The following is a 15735-nucleotide window of genomic DNA, read 5'->3' as shown; positions in this document are numbered from 1 at the left end:
GGTGGCTGCATGAAACGCGAAGCGCTCCGCGTCGAACCGATCTCGACCTTTCTCGACCGCCGCAACGCACCGGTCTCGCCGGTGACGCGCGCCGGCAACATGATCTTCGTCGCCGGCCTGCCGCCGTTCGACCCGGAGACGGGCGAGATTGCGCAAATGCCGATCGAGCGGCAGAGCGAGATCGTCATGGAGCAGATGAAGCTGTGCCTTCAGACGGCCGGCGCCTCGCTCGACAACGTCATGAAGTGCAACGTCTACTGCACCTCGACGAAACATTTCGCCGCGTTCAACGCCATCTATGCGCGCTATTTCCCGATCGATCCGCCGGCGCGGATCTTCGTCTGCACGCCGGAATGGTTCGGCCCCTTCGACGTCGAGATCGACTGCATCGCGATGATGTGAGGGACTATCGCGCCGCTACCCGCGCCGGCGCCTTCGTCTCGGCTTTTCCCGCCGTCAGCGCCATCGTCGCCACGCTGACCACGCGCGCGATCACGTCCTCGACGTCGTCGAGGTCGCATTTGCCTTCCGACAGCTTTGTCAGCCGCTCGCTTTCGCGGATGGTGTGGTGTGCCATGGCGAGCGCGAAGTTGAGGCCCCAATAGATATCGACGTCGCTGCGGTCAGGCAGGGCGCGGCGCATCGCGCCTGCGAATTTGCGCAAATGGTCGATCTCGCGGTTCTTGATGCGGCGGATCGGCGGCACGGATTCAATCGAGGCGCGGATCATGAAGCGCGCTGCGGTCGAGCGCTGGTTCTCAGGCCCGAGGCAGCCGCGCAGCGTCGGCCCGACCAGCGCGTGCAAGATCACCTCGATCGGCGCACGGCCGCCGCCTTGCTCTTCCGCCGCCTTCAATTCGCGCAGGCGCTCGCGGTTGGTGGCGATCGAGCGGGTGACGAATAATTCCGCGATCAGCTCATCCTTCGAGCCGAAATGATAGTTCACCGCGGCGAGGTTGACACCCGCCTCCGCGACGATGTCGCGCAGCGTCACGTCGCCGAAGCCGCGATCGGCATAGAGCCGTTCGGCGGCGGCGAGAATGGCAGATCTCGTGTGATCGCTGGCCATGGGAAGTCCCTGAGAGAGGGAGTTGCAATTCAAACAGTTGTATGAAACTATCGTTTGAAGGCCGGAGATGTCAATCGCAATCGGGACTCGTTCGCAACTTGCGAAGCCGGTTCCGAAGCGTCCGCAAGCTGAGCGCTTGCGGGTTGCGCGCAGCGGGAGGACGGTCCGGCGCAAAACAGGCTCGCGAAGCAAACAGGTTCGCAAAGAGAGACGAGGAGCGTCCCATGGATTTCGATCTGTCGCCCAAGCAGAAGGAATGGCTCGACCGCGTGCGGTCCTTCATGGCCAAGCACGTGCGCCCGGCGGTGCCGATCTATGATCAGCAGGATCATGCCGGCGAGCGCTGGAAGGTGATCCCCATCCTCGAGGACCTCAAGAAGAAGGCGAAGGCCGAAGGCCTCTGGAACATGTTCATGCCGCCCAGCGAGCATGAGGACGACGAATTCCGCGGCGCGGGATTGACCAATCTGGAATACGCGCTGCTGTCGGAAGAGATGGGCCGCATCACCTGGGCCTCGGAAGTGTTCAACTGTTCCGCGCCCGACACCGGCAACATGGAAGTGTTCATCCGCTACGGCTCCAAGGAGCAGAAGCGCAAATGGCTGCGTCCGCTGATGGACGGCGAGATCCGCTCCGCCTTCCTGATGACGGAACCGGCGGTGGCCTCGTCGGACGCGACCAACATCGAGACCCGCATCGAGAAGGATGGCGATCATTACGTCATCAATGGCCGCAAATGGTGGTCGTCCGGCGTCGGCGATCCCCGCTGCAAGATCGCGATCCTGATGGGCAAGACCGATTTCAAGGCAGCCAAGCATCAGCAGCAGTCGCAGATCCTGGTTCCGCTCGACACCCCCGGCATCAAGGTCGAGAAGATGCTGCCGGTGTTCGGCTTCGACGACGCCCCGCACGGCCACGCCCAGGTGCTGCTCGACAACGTCCGGGTGCCGAAGGAGAACATCCTGCTCGGCGAAGGCCGCGGCTTCGAGATCGCGCAGGGCCGTCTCGGCCCCGGCCGCATCCATCACTGCATGCGCACCATCGGCAAGGCCGAGGAGGCGCTGGAGAAGATGGTGAAGCGCCTGTCCTCGCGCAGCGCCTTCGGCAAGAAGATTGTCGAGCACTCTGTGTGGGAGCAGCGCATCGGCGATGCTCGCACCAACATCGAGATGACGCGCCTGCTCTGCCTCAAGGCCGCCGACATGATGGACAAGGTCGGCAACAAGACCGCGCAGGCCGAGATCGCCATGATCAAGGTCGCAGCCCCCAACATGGCGCTGAAGATCATCGACGAGGCGATCCAGGCCTTTGGCGGCGCCGGTGTCTCGGATGAGGCGGGGCTTGCCAAGGACTACGCCCACATCCGCACGCTCCGTCTCGCCGACGGTCCGGACGAGGTGCACAATCGCGCCATTGCCAGACTTGAGGTTCGGAAGTATGCAAATTCTCCCAATCATTGAGAGGGAGGGCCGGGAGGCGCTCCCGATCTGAAGAAACGACAGGGCATGATGCGGTGACCGCTTGACGCAAGTGCGTCAGCGGTTACCGATTAGGATCATGCTCGACCTGAAATGGTCAGGACTGAAGAGGGAGCGTCATCGTGGCTGACGGCGTCAGGAAAGACGAAGAGTTCTCGGGCACCAAGCCGGTCGAGGAGCGTCATCGCTTCGACGAGATGCGGCTCGAAGCCTGGATGCGCGACAACGTCGAAGGCTATGAGGGGCCGCTGGTCGTGCTCCAGTTCAAGGGTGGCCAGTCCAATCCGACCTACCGCCTGAACACGCCGAAGCGCTCCTATGTGATGCGCCGCAAGCCGTTCGGCAAATTGCTGCCCTCGGCGCACGCGGTCGATCGCGAATATCGCGTGATCGCAGCGCTCGGCAAGCAGGGTTTCCCGGTCGCGCACGCCTATGCGCTGTGCCAGGACGACAGCGTCATCGGTGCCGCCTTCTACATCATGTCGATGGAGGAGGGCCGGGTGTTCTGGGATCCGACGTTGCCGAGCCAGACGCCGGAGGATCGTCGAAAAATCTTCACCAGCAAGATCGAGACGCTGGCGAAACTCCACATGTACGACCCCACGGCGATCGGGCTCGGCGAGTTCGGCAAGCCCGGCAATTATTTCGCGCGGCAGATCGACCGCTGGACCAAGCAATATCGCGCGTCCGAGACGCAGCACATTCCCGAGTTCGAGAAGGTCGCCGAATGGCTGCCCAAGACCGTGCCGGAGCAGGCGCGCGTCTCGATCGTCCACGGCGACTATCGCCTCGACAACATGATTTTCCACGCGACGGAACCGCGCGTGCAGGCGGTGCTGGACTGGGAGCTGTCGACGCTCGGCGATCCCATGGCCGACTTCACCTATCTGTTGATGCAGTGGATCATGCCGGGCCTGCAGGGCGCCGACCTCAAGGCGCTCAACATCCCGAGCGTGGAAGAGGCCGCGCAGATCTATTGCAACGTCACCAAGATGACGGTGCCTGATCTCAACTGGTACTTCGCCTACAATCTGTTCCGTCTCGCCGGCATCACGCAAGGCATCGCCGGCCGCGTCCGCGACGGCACCGCCGCCAACGCCAAGGCCCTCGAATCCGCCAAGCGCACCGTGCCGCTGTCGCAGGCCTCATGGGAATACGCGCAGAAGGCGGGGGCGGTTTAGGAATGACGAAGGCGCGGCCGGTGTGGCCGCGCTTTTTTGTTTGTGGCGCGTCGCCGCCTCCAAACACGCGGTGTCATTGCCCGCGAAGGCGGGCAATCCAGTATTCCAGAGACGCTAGTGTTTGAACCGAGAAGCCGCGTTAATCCGCCCGGGAGATCCGTGCATGATCGACCACACTACCCTGATCACCTACATCCTCATCGTGCTTGGCTTCGTGTTCATTCCAGGTCCGGCGACGTTGCTTACGATGGCTCGGGCGGCAAGCTCGGGAACGAAGGTCGGCATCGCGACGGGAGCGGGGATCGCGGCCGGTGACTTGATCCACACCGCGATGGCGATCATTGGGCTGTCGGCGATCATCGCGACATCTGCGCTGATGTTCAGCATCGTCAAATATGCCGGCGCGGCGTTCCTCATCTATCTCGGCATTCGCGCCATGCTCGACAAGGCGCCGATCGAGTTGAACGGCGCCGCGCCCGCGATTGGCGCGGGCCGTGCCTTCCGGCAGGCCGTGCTCACCGAAGTGCTGAATCCCAAGACCGCGCTGTTCTTCCTGGCGTTCCTGCCCCAATTCGTGAAGCCGGAGCACGGCGCGGCGGCACTTCAGCTTGCCACTCTCGGTGTCGTCTTCGTGCTGCTCGGCCTGCTCAGCACCGTCGTGTTCGCAGTCGGCGCCGGCCGTCTCGGCAATCTTCTTCGCAGACATCCCACAGTGGTGAAGTGGCAAGGCAAGGTGGTCGGGACCATCTACTGCGCCGTCGGCGTACGGCTGGCCCTGCAGGAAAGATGAGGCGGCCCGCGACATCTCCCCGTGATCGCAGCCTGATGGTGGGCACGCTTCGCTTTGCCCACCCTACGGCACCTACGCCGTGGCTTTCGCACAATGCGCGATCAGTCTCTCCACAAACCCCGCACACTTCTCCAGCTCCGCCATCTCCACGAACTCATCCGGCGTGTGCGCCTGCGCGATCGAGCCCGGGCCGATCACCACCGAGGGGATGTCGGCTATGCTGGCAAACAAACTCGCTTCGGTGCCGAAGGCGACCTTGGCGTGGTCGTTGCGCCCGGCAAGGCTCTTGGCCAGCGTGACGATCGCGGCGTCGGCGGCGGTGTCGAGCGCGGGGTAGTCGAGGATCTCCTCGAAATCGATGCCGCACTCCGGATGCTGCTTCTTCATCGCCGGTTCAAGCTCGGCCTTCGCCCATGCGATGATCGCATCCGTCACCTCTCTGGACTCGGTGATGCCGATGCCGCGGCATTCGAAATCCACTGTGCAGGTATCGGGCACGATGTTCAGCGCCGCGCCGCCATGCACGATGCTGGTGAGCAGCGTCGAATGCGGAACGTCGTAGAGGCTGTCGGTGGCACGCACGGCTGCGAGCGCCACGGCGCGGCGGCGGATCTCGACGATCAGCTCGGCGGCATATTCGATCGCGTTGACGCCGTCGGGCGCGATCGAGGAGTGGCGTGCAAGCCCGCGAAAGGTCGCGCGCACGCCATGCTTGCCCTTGTGGCCGATGATGACCTTCATCTCGGTCGGCTCGCCGATGAAGGCGCCGAGCGGTATGATCCGTTTCTTCGCGACCTCGCCGAGCATCGGCCGTACGCCGACGCAGCCGATCTCCTCGTCATAGGAGATCGCCAGATGAATTGGCGTTGCGAGCTTTGCTTCCAGCATCTCCGGCACCATGGCGAGGCACACCGCGACAAATCCCTTCATGTCGGTGGTGCCGCGGCCGTAGAGCTTGCCGTCGCGCTCGATCAGCCTAAAGGGATCGTGGCTCCAGTCCTGGCCCACCACAGGCACGACGTCGGTATGGCCCGACAGCACCAGGCCCGGGCGGTCCTCGGGGCCGATCGTGACCCACAGCGAGGCCTTTTGCCCGGTCGTGTCGGTGATGCGCTCGCCCTTGACGCCGAGCGCGGCGAGGTAGCTCTCGATATGGGCAATCAGGGGCAGGTTGGTGCGGTCGCTGACGGTGTCGAAGGCGACGAGGTCGGCGAGGAGTTTGCGAATACGGTCGGGTCTTGAGCTTGGCATTGTCTCGTTCTGTCAATGGAGGCTGAGGTGCTTGCAGGAACCATACCAACGCGGTGCCTGATTGCGCAAATCAACAAAGACCCGTAGCCCGGATTGCGCTGCGCTCCATCCGGACTACAAGATGTCGCGTTGCCCGACGGGCAAAACACCCAATTGGTCGGTCAATCCGCGTTGCCAAAAATATTCCACTTTACCGAAATTCGGAAATGACGTATGTGTCGCGGCAACCCGGCCCAAGGAAGAGGGGCGTATCGCGATCGTCACGAACGCGGGCCGGGCGGCGGTGGACGCAGGTGACATCGGCGCGAAGAGCTTTCGCAGGGCAGGCAACTGTGAGCGAGGGTGTTGCGCACACGACCGGTGTGATCCGCGTACGGCAAAATCGTGTCGTCCTGGCGCCCGGGGTCTGTGCGCCAAGTCTTGCGGTGATGGGTGTCGTCCAACCGGACTCATCCGTCAGCCATCTGCAAGGCGACGGGGGCAATAGTGCATCGCTCCCCGGGGAGAGCACGACATAAACCGTAAAACCACTGCGCAGGGAAGGCCGGGATGTCCTGGCTACACCTGTATGCCACTGTGCAGACTTCTTACTACAACTTCGCACAGTGGACCTCGGGTGCCAGCGGGCTCCCGGTCTTCCCTGCGCCCTCTTTCAATTATGAGGGTGAAGAGATGAAGCAAAGCTCGGGCGAGATGAGCCGCGAGGATGCGAAGGTGTGTCCGCACGAAGGCGAATATCGAATGCTTCCGCAAGTATCATCCGAGACCGTCACCCTGAGGCGGCCGCTTCTTCAGCGGCCCTCGAAGGGCGACAGCCCGGCTGCATCTCGGCCGTTCATCCTTCGAGGCTCAGCTTGCGATGCGTGCGCACCACAAGCTTCGCGCCTCAGGATGACGGAGCTGATATCAGCGACGAGATTAAACCGGCTTGCCCGTATACGGCATCGACGCGGTGAGGCCGCCGTCGACCGGGAACGCCTGGCCGTTCACATACGAGGCTTCGTCGCTGGCCAGGAACAGGCCCATCGCCGCGAGTTCATGCGGTTGGCCGGGGCGCTTGAGCGGATTGAGCTGGCCGATCTTGTCCTGGGTGCCGCGCTCCTTGGCGCGGTCGAAGATCGGTTTTGTCATGCCGGTCTCGATCAGGCCCGGGCACACCGCGTTGATGCGCACGCCGGTGCCGGTGAGCGAATACGCGGTGGTCTGCACCAGGCTGATGACGCCGGCCTTGCTCGCGGCATAGGGATGCCCGCTGGCACCGGCCTTGAGGCCTGCGACGGACGCGGTCAGCACGATCGCGCCGGACTGCTGCTTCACCATGTGCGGCATCGCATGCTTCACCGCGAGGAACGGCCCGATCAGATTGACGCGCAACACCTCCTGCCAATGCTCCACGGTCTGCTCACCGAGCGGAACGAGGCCGCCGCTGACGCCGGCATTGGCCCAGATCACGTCGAGTCGCCCGTGGGTCTTCACCGCCTTGTCGATCACGGCGATGACATCCGTCTCGGAGCCCGCGTCCGCGATCATGGCTTCCGCGACGCCGCCGGCCTTCTTCACCTCGTCGACGGTCTCCTTCACCGCCTCGGTGCGATCGACCGCGATCAGCTTGGCGCCTTCCCGGGTGAACAGCAGCGCGGCGGCGCGACCGATGCCGCTGCCGGCGCCGGTGATGATGACGGATTTGCCTTGCAGGCGGCCCATGCGTTTCTCCCTGTGGTGCCCCGCGCGACGCTTGCCGCGCGACGGAATTTCAAACAAGATTTCAAACGGTAAAGTGTCTTGAGACACGTTCACACCTGACGTACAGCGACATCAAACGGGATGGAAGGGTTTCGATGGCAGGCGCAGACAAGCCCAATGTGGTCATGACACGGTGGTGGTGGGTCCGTCACGCGCCGGTGCGCAACGACGGCGGCAACATCTACGGGCAGAGCGATATCGCCTGCGACACCAGCGATACCTATGTGTTCGACGCTGTTGCCAAGGTGCTGCCACGCACGGCGGTCTGGTTTTCGAGCAATCTGATGCGCACGCACCAGACCGCGGAAGCGATCTGGGCGGCCGGCTTCCCAAGGCCTGAATCGATGAAATGGGAAGCGGACCTCGCCGAGCAAAACCTTGGCCGCTGGCAGGGCATGAACCGCGCCCAGTTCATCGCCAGCCGCCCCGTGGGAACGAGCTGGTTTGCCGACATCAACGAGCCCGCGCCCGGCGGCGAGAGCTTCATGGATCTCTACAACCGCACGCGTCGCACCATCGAGCGGATCAACGCTGAGGCGGGAGGCCAGGACATCATCGCGGTCGCCCATGGCGGCACCATCAAGGCGGCGCTGGGGCTCGCACTCGACGGCCAGCCGGAGCGGGGATTGTCGTTCGACATCGACAATTGCTCCGTGACGCGGCTGGATTATTTCGCAACTCCCGAGCGCAAGGTCTGGCGGCTGCCGATGGTGAACCAACAGCCGTGGATCGCGGATGCTGCGCATGCGGCGATGCATCAGCCGGCGGGACCGGAAGTCAAGAAGCTGGCCTGAGTGAGCTGTCATTCCGGGATGGTCCGAAGGACCAGACCCGGAATCTCGAGATCCCGGGTTCGATGCTTCGCATCGCCCCGGGATGACGTTGAATATCAAAGATCAATCTGGGAGAGAAACATGACCTTGTTCGACATGAAGGGGAAAGTCGCCGTCATCACCGGTTCGACGCGCGGCATCGGGCTTGCGATTGCCGAGCGCATGGCCGAGCACGGCGCCAAGGTCGTGATCTCATCGCGCAAGGCCGACGTCTGCGAGCAGGTGGCCAAGGGCATCGACGACAAGTTCGGCAAGGGCACTGCGGTCGCGGTCGCCGCCAACATCTCATCGAAAGAGAATCTGCAAAACCTCGTCGATGAGAGCAACCGCGCTTTCGGCAAGATCGACGTGCTGGTCTGCAACGCCGCCTCGAACCCGTATTACGGTCCGCTCGCCGGCATCTCCGACGATCAGTTCAGGAAGATCCTGGACAACAACATCGTCGCCAACAACTGGCTGATCTCGATGGTGGTGCCGCAGATGATCGAGCGCAAGGACGGCTCCATCATCATCGTCTCCTCGATCGGCGGGTTGAAAGGCTCGACCATCCTCGGCGCCTACGCCATCTCGAAGGCCGCCGACATGCAGCTCGCCCGCAACCTCGCCTGCGAATACGGCAAGGACAACATCCGCGTGAACTGCATCGCGCCCGGCCTGATCAAGACCGACTTCGCCAAGGCGCTGTGGGACAATCCGGAGAACCTGAAGGCCTCGACCGCGCGCTCGCCGCTCCTGCGCATCGGCATCCCCGACGAGATCGCGGGCGCCGCGGTGTTCCTGGGTTCCAAGGCCGGCGACTTCATGACCGGCCAGACCATGGTGATCGACGGCGGCGCGACGATCAGTTGAGGGCATTGCTCTCGTGTCCCGGACGCGCTGCAGCACGCAGTGCTGCTCCGCAGAGCCGGACCCAGAAGGCCAAGAGCGAGATCGTTGAGACGTGGGCCCCGGCTCTGCGAGGCACCGCTGTGCGCTGCGTCGCGTCCGGGGCACGAGAGCGTGGTCTCACTCCACCGCCGCGTAAACCAGATCCCGCACCAGCGTGCGCGTAAAATCGCGCTGGCCCGGGCCCTGGCTCATGAACACCGCGAACAGATCCTCCTTCGGATCGATCCAGAAGAACGTCCCTGCAATGCCGCTCCAGAAATATTGGCCGACGCTGCCGGGGAACGGCGCGATGCCGGCCTCGCGACGCACGGCGAAGCCGAGGCCGAAACCGTGGCCGGGCGAGAGCAGGGTGCCGTTGGTCTGAACCTGCGGCCCGAGGTGATCGGACGCCATCAGCTCCAGCGTCTTGCGGCCGATGATCCTGTTGCCTTCGAGCGTGCCGCCGTTGCGCAGCATCAGGCAGAAGCGGGCATAGTCCATCGTGGTCGAGACCAGGCCGCCGCCGCCGGACTCCATCACCGGCTGCTCGAGCATATTGAAGAGGGCGACCTTGTCGCCGGTCCAGGGATCGGCCGCGAACGGCTCGGCGAGCCTGCCCGCATTGGCCTCGGAGGTCGAGAAGCCGGTCTCGGCCATCTGCAGCGGGGCGAGCACGCGTTCGGTGAGGAAGGTGCCGAGCGACTTGCCGCTGACGACCTCGATGATGCGGCCGAGGATGTCGGTGGAGCGGCTGTAGTTGAATTCCGCGCCGGGCTGGCAGATCAGCGGGAAGCTCGCCACCAGGGTGGCGTGCTCGGCGTTGGTGATCTTGCGGCTACGGACGCGGGACTCCTGGTAGAGCTTGTGCACGGGGCCGTCGCCCTGGTGCTCGTAGGTGAGGCCCGAGGTGTGGCGAAGCAGGTCCTGCACGGTCATCGGCCGCGCCGGCGGCACCAGCTCCAGCTTGCCGTCCTTGACGATGCCGACCCGCTGGCTGGCAAATTCCGGGATGAACTTTGCGACGGCGTCGCTGAGCAGCAGGTGGCCGTCCTCGACCAGCGCCACGATAGCGACCGAGACGATCGGCTTGGTCATCGAGAAGATCCGGAAGATCGAGTCCCGCGCCATTGGAGTGGCGGCCGCCGGGCTCTGCCTGCCGAGCGCCTCGAACCAGCCGATCTGGCCGCCCCTCGCCACCAGCACGGTGACCCCGGGAACGGTTCCCTTGTCGATCTCGCGCTTGAAGGCGTCCGACATGGCCTGCAGGCGCAGCCGCGACAGCCCGAGCGTCTCTGGCCTTGCCTCGGGCAAGGGCGGGGTGGAGGCTGCGATCGTGGCCTGTGAGGCGGCTGGAGCGGTCGCTGTGGCGGTCATGGGCACTCCCAGTTTGTTTTTGATTATCGGCAACGGACTGTGGCTCAGAAACCCCGGTACAAACAAGCGAAACGGGCGCGGTTCACCCTTGCAAACCGGCCGTCGCCTGTGCTTGAAAGCGGCCCTGATCCTGGGGCGACCCGAGGTCTGTAGGAGTGTAGCTCAATTGGTAGAGCACCGGTCTCCAAAACCGGGGGTCGCAGGTTCGAGCCCTGCCACTCCTGCCAGTCAAATCAATCACTTAAGTCAGATGCTGGCAGGATAGGGACGAGGCGTCCCGCGGGCGAATCGCCACGCGTGGGCCCATCTCACCACGCGTGAGCCCATCCGCTTGATGTCCGGGGTTGGCAGGCCAGGCGGCGCCTAGCGCGCCGGGGACCGTTCCGCGTCGGTAGGAACCTGGCTGAGATCGACGTCCCGGATGGGAACGCGGCGCAGCAGCGAGACGATGGTGCCGCCGAGCTCGAAATAGGTGCGCAGCCGCAGCGCACGGGATGACCCCTTCAGCTCCGCGTTCAGGCTCACCGGCACCTGGACATAGGTGAGGCCGAGCTGGAGCAGCGAGATCAACGCGCAGATCTGATAGCCGTAGCCGTCGGCCTTGACCGCGATCTGGCGCAGCCATTTCACGGGGTAGACGATCATGCTGTGATAGTCGGACAGCCAGAAGCCGAACAGGCAGTTCAGGATGAACCGCAGCGAATGCGACTGCAGCGAGCGGTTGACGGAGCGGTCCGACTGGTTGTCGCGATAGGTGATGACGAGGTCGGCGGCGCCCGCCGCCTTGAACATCCGGGCAACGCCCTCGTTCTGAAAGGCGTGATCGCCGGGAATGAGCGTGATGGCATCGAATTTTGCGCGCGACAGGGCGTATTCGAAGCCGGCACCGACACCTCGCGGCTTGGCGTTATGTTGCACGATGATGCGCGGCTCGCCGGCCGCGAACTCGTCCATGATCGCGCCGGTGGCGTCGGTGCTGCCGTCGTCGATCAGGAAGATCTCGAAATCGTCGAGCAGCTCGCGGGCGAGCGGCAACACGCCGTCAATGGTGTCGGCGATCTTGTCCTGCTCGTTCAGTGCAGGGATGACGATCGTAAGCCGTTTTGCCGCCCTGGAAGGTGTCATCTCATGCCGCCTGTTGCCGGCCACTCTTTACTGGTGGAACCCCGGCGCAACTCTAGGTCATCTGGGCCGGGCGAACAATAAGGGGCCCGCAGATATGCCCTGCACAATCGGCACGAAACCGGCGGTGTGTGTGATCCCGGCAACTATTCGGAAAAATCATAGAGACTGGTATCGCCGATACCGAAGGCGCGGCGCAGCTGTCCGACGCGGCCTGCCATATTTCGACCCGCCGCCGTCGCCGCGAAGTGTGAATCCACCGGTTCGACAAGGCCGCCGTCGACCAGGTTCCCAATTCGTCCCTGGAACAGATCTGGAACCTGCCGTTCGGCGATCTCCGAAAGCGGAGCCTTCCGCTCGGGCCGGTCGACGATGCCGAGCAGAATCTCCAGGGAAACCGATTTGTACACTGCGCCAAAAGCGAACACGTAACCCATCACGCAAAAACCGAAAATCGACGCGGCGTCCCAGTACTGAAATTCCGGGATGACGAGGATTCCGAGCATCACGCCGAGACCATGGGTGAGGATCGCGGCGATCGCGAGCAGGGTCACGGCTCCAAGCGACCATCTGCGCGTGCGGGCCATGAGCTGCAAGGCAGGCGACAGCAGGGCGAAGGTGACGGCGGCGAGGAATCCGACAACGAAGGACATCGTGGCCTCTCACCCAAGGCCCGTCGACAGACGAACGAGTTTGACGAGACGCGCGACCGCCACCCCCTTGTCCGTCGGAGTCAGCCTGCCGTCTGCCGTGATCACCATCCCCGCGCCGACCAGGAGCTTCAGGCGGTTGTGCGTGAAGGCGCCGAGATCTCCGCCCTGCATGTAGGCTACGGCCCATTGCTCCAGGGTGAGGGGACGCCCGGCCTTAACGAGTGCCGTGAGCAGCGTCAGCGTAAAGCCCCAGGCGAGCAGGCTGAACAGGATGTAGAAGAACATCATCGCGGTCGCGAGCAGGAACAGTCCGCCAAGCACGTCGTCGAGATGGCGTTGACCGGGAAGCGCGAGACAGGCGATCGCGTAGAGGGCCAAGACGCTGACGCAGCCGAGCCGGAAGCGGCGGCCGGATCCGCCGGTGGCGGTGATGCGCGCGTAGCACAATAGCAGCAGCGGCAGCGCGACACTGAGACCAATCGCAGCGGCTTGCGCCGGGCCCGGGAGCATGTTCATTGCGGAAAATCGTCCCGGACGCCTCTCAGGCCCAGCCAGAGCGAAAGTCTATAAAAGGTCGCATTTTTCCGGTCAAGGGAGCCCATCATCCCGGCTTGCGGACGTCACGTGGCCGTGCGAATCCTGCCGGCGATGCCGTTCCTCCGTCCGAGATGTCCCCATTGCTGCGTGCGATAGTCGTCCTCCTCGTCGTGCTATTGGCTGCGCATGCGCCGATGCTCGTGAACGATGGTCTCTTCATGGACGACTGGCTGGTGCTCAAGCCCCGTCCCGACTATTTCATCAACATCGATTTCCTGCTGAACGGTGCCGGTCATCCGATCTTTTACAGCTACGACACGTTCGCGAACTGGACGGGCGCCCCGGTTGTCGTGATGGTCTCGCTGGCGATTGCTGGAATCATCTTCGGCGCAACATCGCTCGCGCTGACCGCAACGCGTCTCGGTTTGCTCGACCGCGCCGAGGCGGTCGGTTTCGCTCTGATCGTCTGGACCTATCCCGGCTATCAGCTTTGGGCGGGCAAGGCGAACGCGGTCTACGTCTTCAGCTTCGGATTGCTGTTCATCGGCGCATGGCTATTGACGCTGGCCTTCAGCGCCCGCGGCCTGCGGCGCGTGCTGCTTCGCGTGGCCTGTGTGCTCGTGTTCCTGCTGAGCTTCGCCCTCAACTCGACGATCGTGCTCTATGCCTTCGTGCTGCTTGGTCTCTTCGTTGCGATATGGCGGGGCGGGAAGCCGACGGACGGTTTCGTTCGCCGCACATGGCTCGCATCCTGGCGCTGTGCCCTGGGTTATCCGGAATTGATCCTGCTTCCTCTGATCTACTGGGGCACGCTCAATATCTGGTTCAAGCGGATCGGCGTGTACGCGCAGCACTATGATGCCCATTTCCCGACGCTCGGCGAGTTGGCGAAGGGATGGTTGGCATTCTTCATCACCGGCTACAGGGACGTCCTGGCCCACGCGTTGCGCGCGGCGATCGCCGTCCCTGGGCTCTTCGTTTTGGCGGCGGTGCTCGTCGGCATCGTCTTGCTGCTGCTGCGCGCCGACACGAAGCCGACCACGTCCAGACTCGCGATCGCCTTGCCACTCGTGCTCGCCGTGGTTTTGTTCCTCGCATTGTCGTCGCCCTATCTGATCGCCGGCCTGCGGCCGTCGTCGACGCATTTCTACGAGAGCCGCCATCTGCTGATGCTCGGCGTGCCCTCGGCGCTGGGGTTTCTCGCAATCAAGCGGCTGGCCGAACGTTGGACCAATCCCAGCATCGCCTTTGCAGCCATATTCGGATCGGGCCTGATCATGTCGATCGGCATGCTGTGGAGCGACTACGTCTTCATGCAGGCGCGAACGCTGAAGCAGGAGGCCCTGACGCGCAACCTTGCCAGCCGGGCCCAGCCAGCGGCGACGGTTTATGCGCTCGATGACGGCTTTTTCGACTACCCCTCACGGCATGTGCCGTTCGGCCTCGCCGAGGTCACCGGCATGCTGCGCCTTGCCTGGGGCAATCAGCCGTTCTTCGGATTTGCACTGCGCGCCGAGCGGCCCGACATCCTGCGGGGAATGGACGAGGCGCGGACGGCTCCGGGAAGCGCATTCCATCATTTCGATCCGACGGGGCCGCAGGCGACGATCTCGTTCCAGCCGGGCCCGGGAGCAGCACCGAACCAGACCTTGGTGCGGCAGTACTATGCGTGCCGGTTCCTGGCGCGCTGCGATGTTGCAGAGTTCCTGGCTCAACTTGCGCAAGTCACGATCAAGCTTGGGCCCATTGCGGGCATTCTGCCGCTCGAGGGCGCAAGCAAGGATGCCGCGCCTAGCCGCTAGAGCGCTGTTTCCAGACGGTCTCCGTAAGCGCGATGTCGGTCACTGAATCCGCGCCGGAGGCCAAGGGGACGCCTCGCGCGGCGACGTCGGAAACGAAGGCGTCCGCCTGGCGCCGAAATGCCCAGCTCTTTTCGCCCGTCAGCCGCGTGCTCTGACCATCGTAACCGACGATGACCTCCGCCTCTTGCTCGGCGAAAGGTGGCGGCAATTCCAGGGTCACTGCGCCGCGCTCGAAATAGATCGTCAGCCCCTCGCGCCAGCTGCCCTCGGAGCCGTTCACGAGATCCAGCGTGCAGGCGATGCCGCCGAAATCGAGCGTGATGCGCGCGGCTCCCGAAGTCTCGATTGCGCTTTCGGCGACCGTCGGCGACGATCCGAGCAGGTAGCGCGCCAGGTTGATGATATGGCTGAAGACGTTCAGAAAATTGTCGTAGCCGGGACGCATCGCGCGCGGCATCCAGTCGGGACCATCCGGCCAGAGTTCGATCCCGTCCGGTCGCGCTTCGCCGGTCATCACGAAATTGTCGTGCGACCGGCCCGTGTCGCCGCCGAAGCACCAGCCCTTGGCCCGGACGATGCGTCCGAGCGACTGGTCTTCGCGCAAGCGCGTCAGCACTTGAAGCGCCCGTACCACGCCGGCATCGTGACGCTTCATGTAGCCGATGCTGTAGACGAGGTTTTGCTGCCGCGCGGCTTCGACCAGCGAACTGGCCTGGGCCGACGTGTAGGCCATCGGCTTTTCGGACAGCACGTGCCGGCCGCTGTTCAACGCGTCCAGGACGATCGGTCCTGTGGCACGACGCTTCGTCACGACGACGACGGCGGACACAGCACTGTCCGCGAGGAGCTCCCGGTGCGTGCCGTAAACCCGGGGGATGCCGAATTTCTGCGCCGCGGCGGCAGCGAGGTCCGGCCGGAGATCGGCAATCGCGACGACGCGGCAGGCGGGGTTGGCAGCGAAATTGGCGAGGTGGCACATCTGGCCGACCATGCCCGTTCCGATGATGCCAATGCCTGGCTTCACTGGCTACGATC

The 15735-nt window shown here is 63.9% G+C and carries 15 protein-coding genes and 1 tRNA gene; 8 read left to right on the top strand and 8 right to left on the bottom strand.

Features of this window, described 5'->3' with window-relative positions; all coding sequences use genetic code 11:
- The first annotated feature begins 9 nt into the window (after nt 1-9).
- Entirely contained in the window at nt 10-402 is a 393-nt protein-coding gene (locus tag CV770_RS02180) for a RidA family protein (protein WP_104461156.1), read from the top strand.
- Between the two features lie 4 nt (nt 403-406).
- On the opposite strand, the gene CV770_RS02175 is transcribed toward CV770_RS02180, so the two are convergent.
- Nucleotides 407-1069, bottom strand: a complete 663-nt coding sequence (locus CV770_RS02175) for a TetR/AcrR family transcriptional regulator (RefSeq protein WP_104461155.1) — start codon at nt 1067-1069, stop codon at nt 407-409.
- A 224-nt stretch (nt 1070-1293) separates the two neighbouring features.
- On the opposite strand from CV770_RS02175, the gene CV770_RS02170 reads away from it, so the two are divergent.
- The 3 genes from CV770_RS02170 to CV770_RS02160 all read left to right on the top strand — a co-directional run bounded on the left by CV770_RS02170 (nt 1294) and on the right by CV770_RS02160 (nt 4518).
- Complete coding sequence (locus CV770_RS02170; RefSeq protein WP_091957532.1) at nt 1294-2529, top strand: acyl-CoA dehydrogenase family protein; 1236 nt, start codon at nt 1294-1296, stop codon at nt 2527-2529.
- Nucleotides 2530-2669: 140 nt separating this feature from the next.
- On the top strand, nt 2670-3728 hold the full coding sequence (locus tag CV770_RS02165) for a phosphotransferase family protein (RefSeq protein WP_091957528.1): 1059 nt from the start codon (nt 2670-2672) through the stop codon (nt 3726-3728).
- A 163-nt stretch (nt 3729-3891) separates the two neighbouring features.
- Nucleotides 3892-4518 (top strand): LysE family translocator, encoded by a 627-nt coding sequence (locus CV770_RS02160; protein WP_104461154.1) that lies wholly within the window; start codon nt 3892-3894, stop codon nt 4516-4518.
- 72 nt (nt 4519-4590) lie between these two features.
- Here CV770_RS02160 and argE read toward each other — a convergent pair whose 3' ends face one another.
- Together argE and CV770_RS02145 are read right to left on the bottom strand one after the other, a co-directional pair.
- Nucleotides 4591-5769, bottom strand: a complete 1179-nt coding sequence (gene argE / locus CV770_RS02155) for an acetylornithine deacetylase (protein WP_104461153.1) — start codon at nt 5767-5769, stop codon at nt 4591-4593.
- Between the two features lie 918 nt (nt 5770-6687).
- A complete protein-coding gene (locus CV770_RS02145) occupies nt 6688-7473 on the bottom strand; it encodes an SDR family NAD(P)-dependent oxidoreductase (RefSeq protein WP_018322223.1) in 786 nt (261 codons plus the stop codon).
- A 134-nt stretch (nt 7474-7607) separates the two neighbouring features.
- Between CV770_RS02145 and CV770_RS02140 the strand changes: the two genes are divergently transcribed.
- On the top strand, nt 7608-8306 hold the full coding sequence (locus tag CV770_RS02140; protein WP_201759656.1) for a histidine phosphatase family protein: 699 nt from the start codon (nt 7608-7610) through the stop codon (nt 8304-8306).
- 120 nt (nt 8307-8426) lie between these two features.
- On the top strand, nt 8427-9194 hold the full coding sequence (locus tag CV770_RS02135) for an SDR family NAD(P)-dependent oxidoreductase (protein ID WP_104461151.1): 768 nt from the start codon (nt 8427-8429) through the stop codon (nt 9192-9194).
- 156 nt (nt 9195-9350) lie between these two features.
- Here CV770_RS02135 and CV770_RS02130 read toward each other — a convergent pair whose 3' ends face one another.
- Nucleotides 9351-10586 carry a serine hydrolase domain-containing protein gene (locus CV770_RS02130; RefSeq protein WP_104461150.1) on the bottom strand — a complete coding sequence of 412 codons (1236 nt, stop codon included), beginning with the start codon at nt 10584-10586 and terminating at the stop codon, nt 9351-9353.
- 151 nt (nt 10587-10737) lie between these two features.
- Between CV770_RS02130 and CV770_RS02125 the strand changes: the two genes are divergently transcribed.
- Nucleotides 10738-10813: transfer RNA gene (locus CV770_RS02125), tRNA-Trp, on the top strand.
- 136 nt (nt 10814-10949) lie between these two features.
- On the opposite strand, the gene CV770_RS02120 is transcribed toward CV770_RS02125, so the two are convergent.
- From CV770_RS02120 to CV770_RS02110, 3 genes are all read right to left on the bottom strand, one after another.
- Nucleotides 10950-11711 (bottom strand): glycosyltransferase family 2 protein, encoded by a 762-nt coding sequence (locus CV770_RS02120; RefSeq protein WP_104461149.1) that lies wholly within the window; start codon nt 11709-11711, stop codon nt 10950-10952.
- Nucleotides 11712-11854: 143 nt separating this feature from the next.
- Nucleotides 11855-12361, bottom strand: a complete 507-nt coding sequence (locus CV770_RS02115; RefSeq protein WP_104461148.1) for a hypothetical protein — start codon at nt 12359-12361, stop codon at nt 11855-11857.
- Nucleotides 12362-12370: 9 nt separating this feature from the next.
- Entirely contained in the window at nt 12371-12877 is a 507-nt protein-coding gene (locus tag CV770_RS02110) for a hypothetical protein (RefSeq protein WP_104461147.1), read from the bottom strand.
- Between the two features lie 152 nt (nt 12878-13029).
- Between CV770_RS02110 and CV770_RS02105 the strand changes: the two genes are divergently transcribed.
- A complete protein-coding gene (locus CV770_RS02105) occupies nt 13030-14700 on the top strand; it encodes a hypothetical protein (RefSeq protein ID WP_104461146.1) in 1671 nt (556 codons plus the stop codon).
- On the opposite strand, the gene CV770_RS02100 is transcribed toward CV770_RS02105, so the two are convergent.
- A complete protein-coding gene (locus tag CV770_RS02100; RefSeq protein ID WP_104461145.1) occupies nt 14690-15724 on the bottom strand; it encodes a Gfo/Idh/MocA family protein in 1035 nt (344 codons plus the stop codon). The genes CV770_RS02105 and CV770_RS02100 overlap by 11 nt on opposite strands.
- Between the last annotated feature and the right edge of the window lie 11 nt (nt 15725-15735).

The sequence above is a fragment of the Bradyrhizobium sp. AC87j1 genome, assembly GCF_002936975.1.
Classification (GTDB): domain Bacteria; phylum Pseudomonadota; class Alphaproteobacteria; order Rhizobiales; family Xanthobacteraceae; genus Bradyrhizobium; species Bradyrhizobium shewense.
The sequence above is the reverse complement of the archived record's forward strand: the minus strand, read 5'-3'. Positions and strand labels throughout refer to the sequence as shown.

Coding starts and splice junctions, on each gene's coding strand:
- CV770_RS02180 (WP_104461156.1), top strand. CDS start 10: ATGAAACGCGAAGCGCTCCGCGTCGAACCGATCTCGACCTTTCTCGAC.
- CV770_RS02175 (WP_104461155.1), bottom strand. CDS start 1,069: ATGGCCAGCGATCACACGAGATCTGCCATTCTCGCCGCCGCCGAACGG.
- CV770_RS02170 (WP_091957532.1), top strand. CDS start 1,294: ATGGATTTCGATCTGTCGCCCAAGCAGAAGGAATGGCTCGACCGCGTG.
- CV770_RS02160 (WP_104461154.1), top strand. CDS start 3,892: ATGATCGACCACACTACCCTGATCACCTACATCCTCATCGTGCTTGGC.
- argE (WP_104461153.1), bottom strand. CDS start 5,769: ATGCCAAGCTCAAGACCCGACCGTATTCGCAAACTCCTCGCCGACCTC.
- CV770_RS02145 (WP_018322223.1), bottom strand. CDS start 7,473: ATGGGCCGCCTGCAAGGCAAATCCGTCATCATCACCGGCGCCGGCAGC.
- CV770_RS02140 (WP_201759656.1), top strand. CDS start 7,608: ATGGCAGGCGCAGACAAGCCCAATGTGGTCATGACACGGTGGTGGTGG.
- CV770_RS02135 (WP_104461151.1), top strand. CDS start 8,427: ATGACCTTGTTCGACATGAAGGGGAAAGTCGCCGTCATCACCGGTTCG.
- CV770_RS02130 (WP_104461150.1), bottom strand. CDS start 10,586: ATGACCGCCACAGCGACCGCTCCAGCCGCCTCACAGGCCACGATCGCA.
- CV770_RS02120 (WP_104461149.1), bottom strand. CDS start 11,711: ATGACACCTTCCAGGGCGGCAAAACGGCTTACGATCGTCATCCCTGCA.
- CV770_RS02115 (WP_104461148.1), bottom strand. CDS start 12,361: ATGTCCTTCGTTGTCGGATTCCTCGCCGCCGTCACCTTCGCCCTGCTG.
- CV770_RS02110 (WP_104461147.1), bottom strand. CDS start 12,877: ATGAACATGCTCCCGGGCCCGGCGCAAGCCGCTGCGATTGGTCTCAGT.
- CV770_RS02105 (WP_104461146.1), top strand. CDS start 13,030: ATGTCCCCATTGCTGCGTGCGATAGTCGTCCTCCTCGTCGTGCTATTG.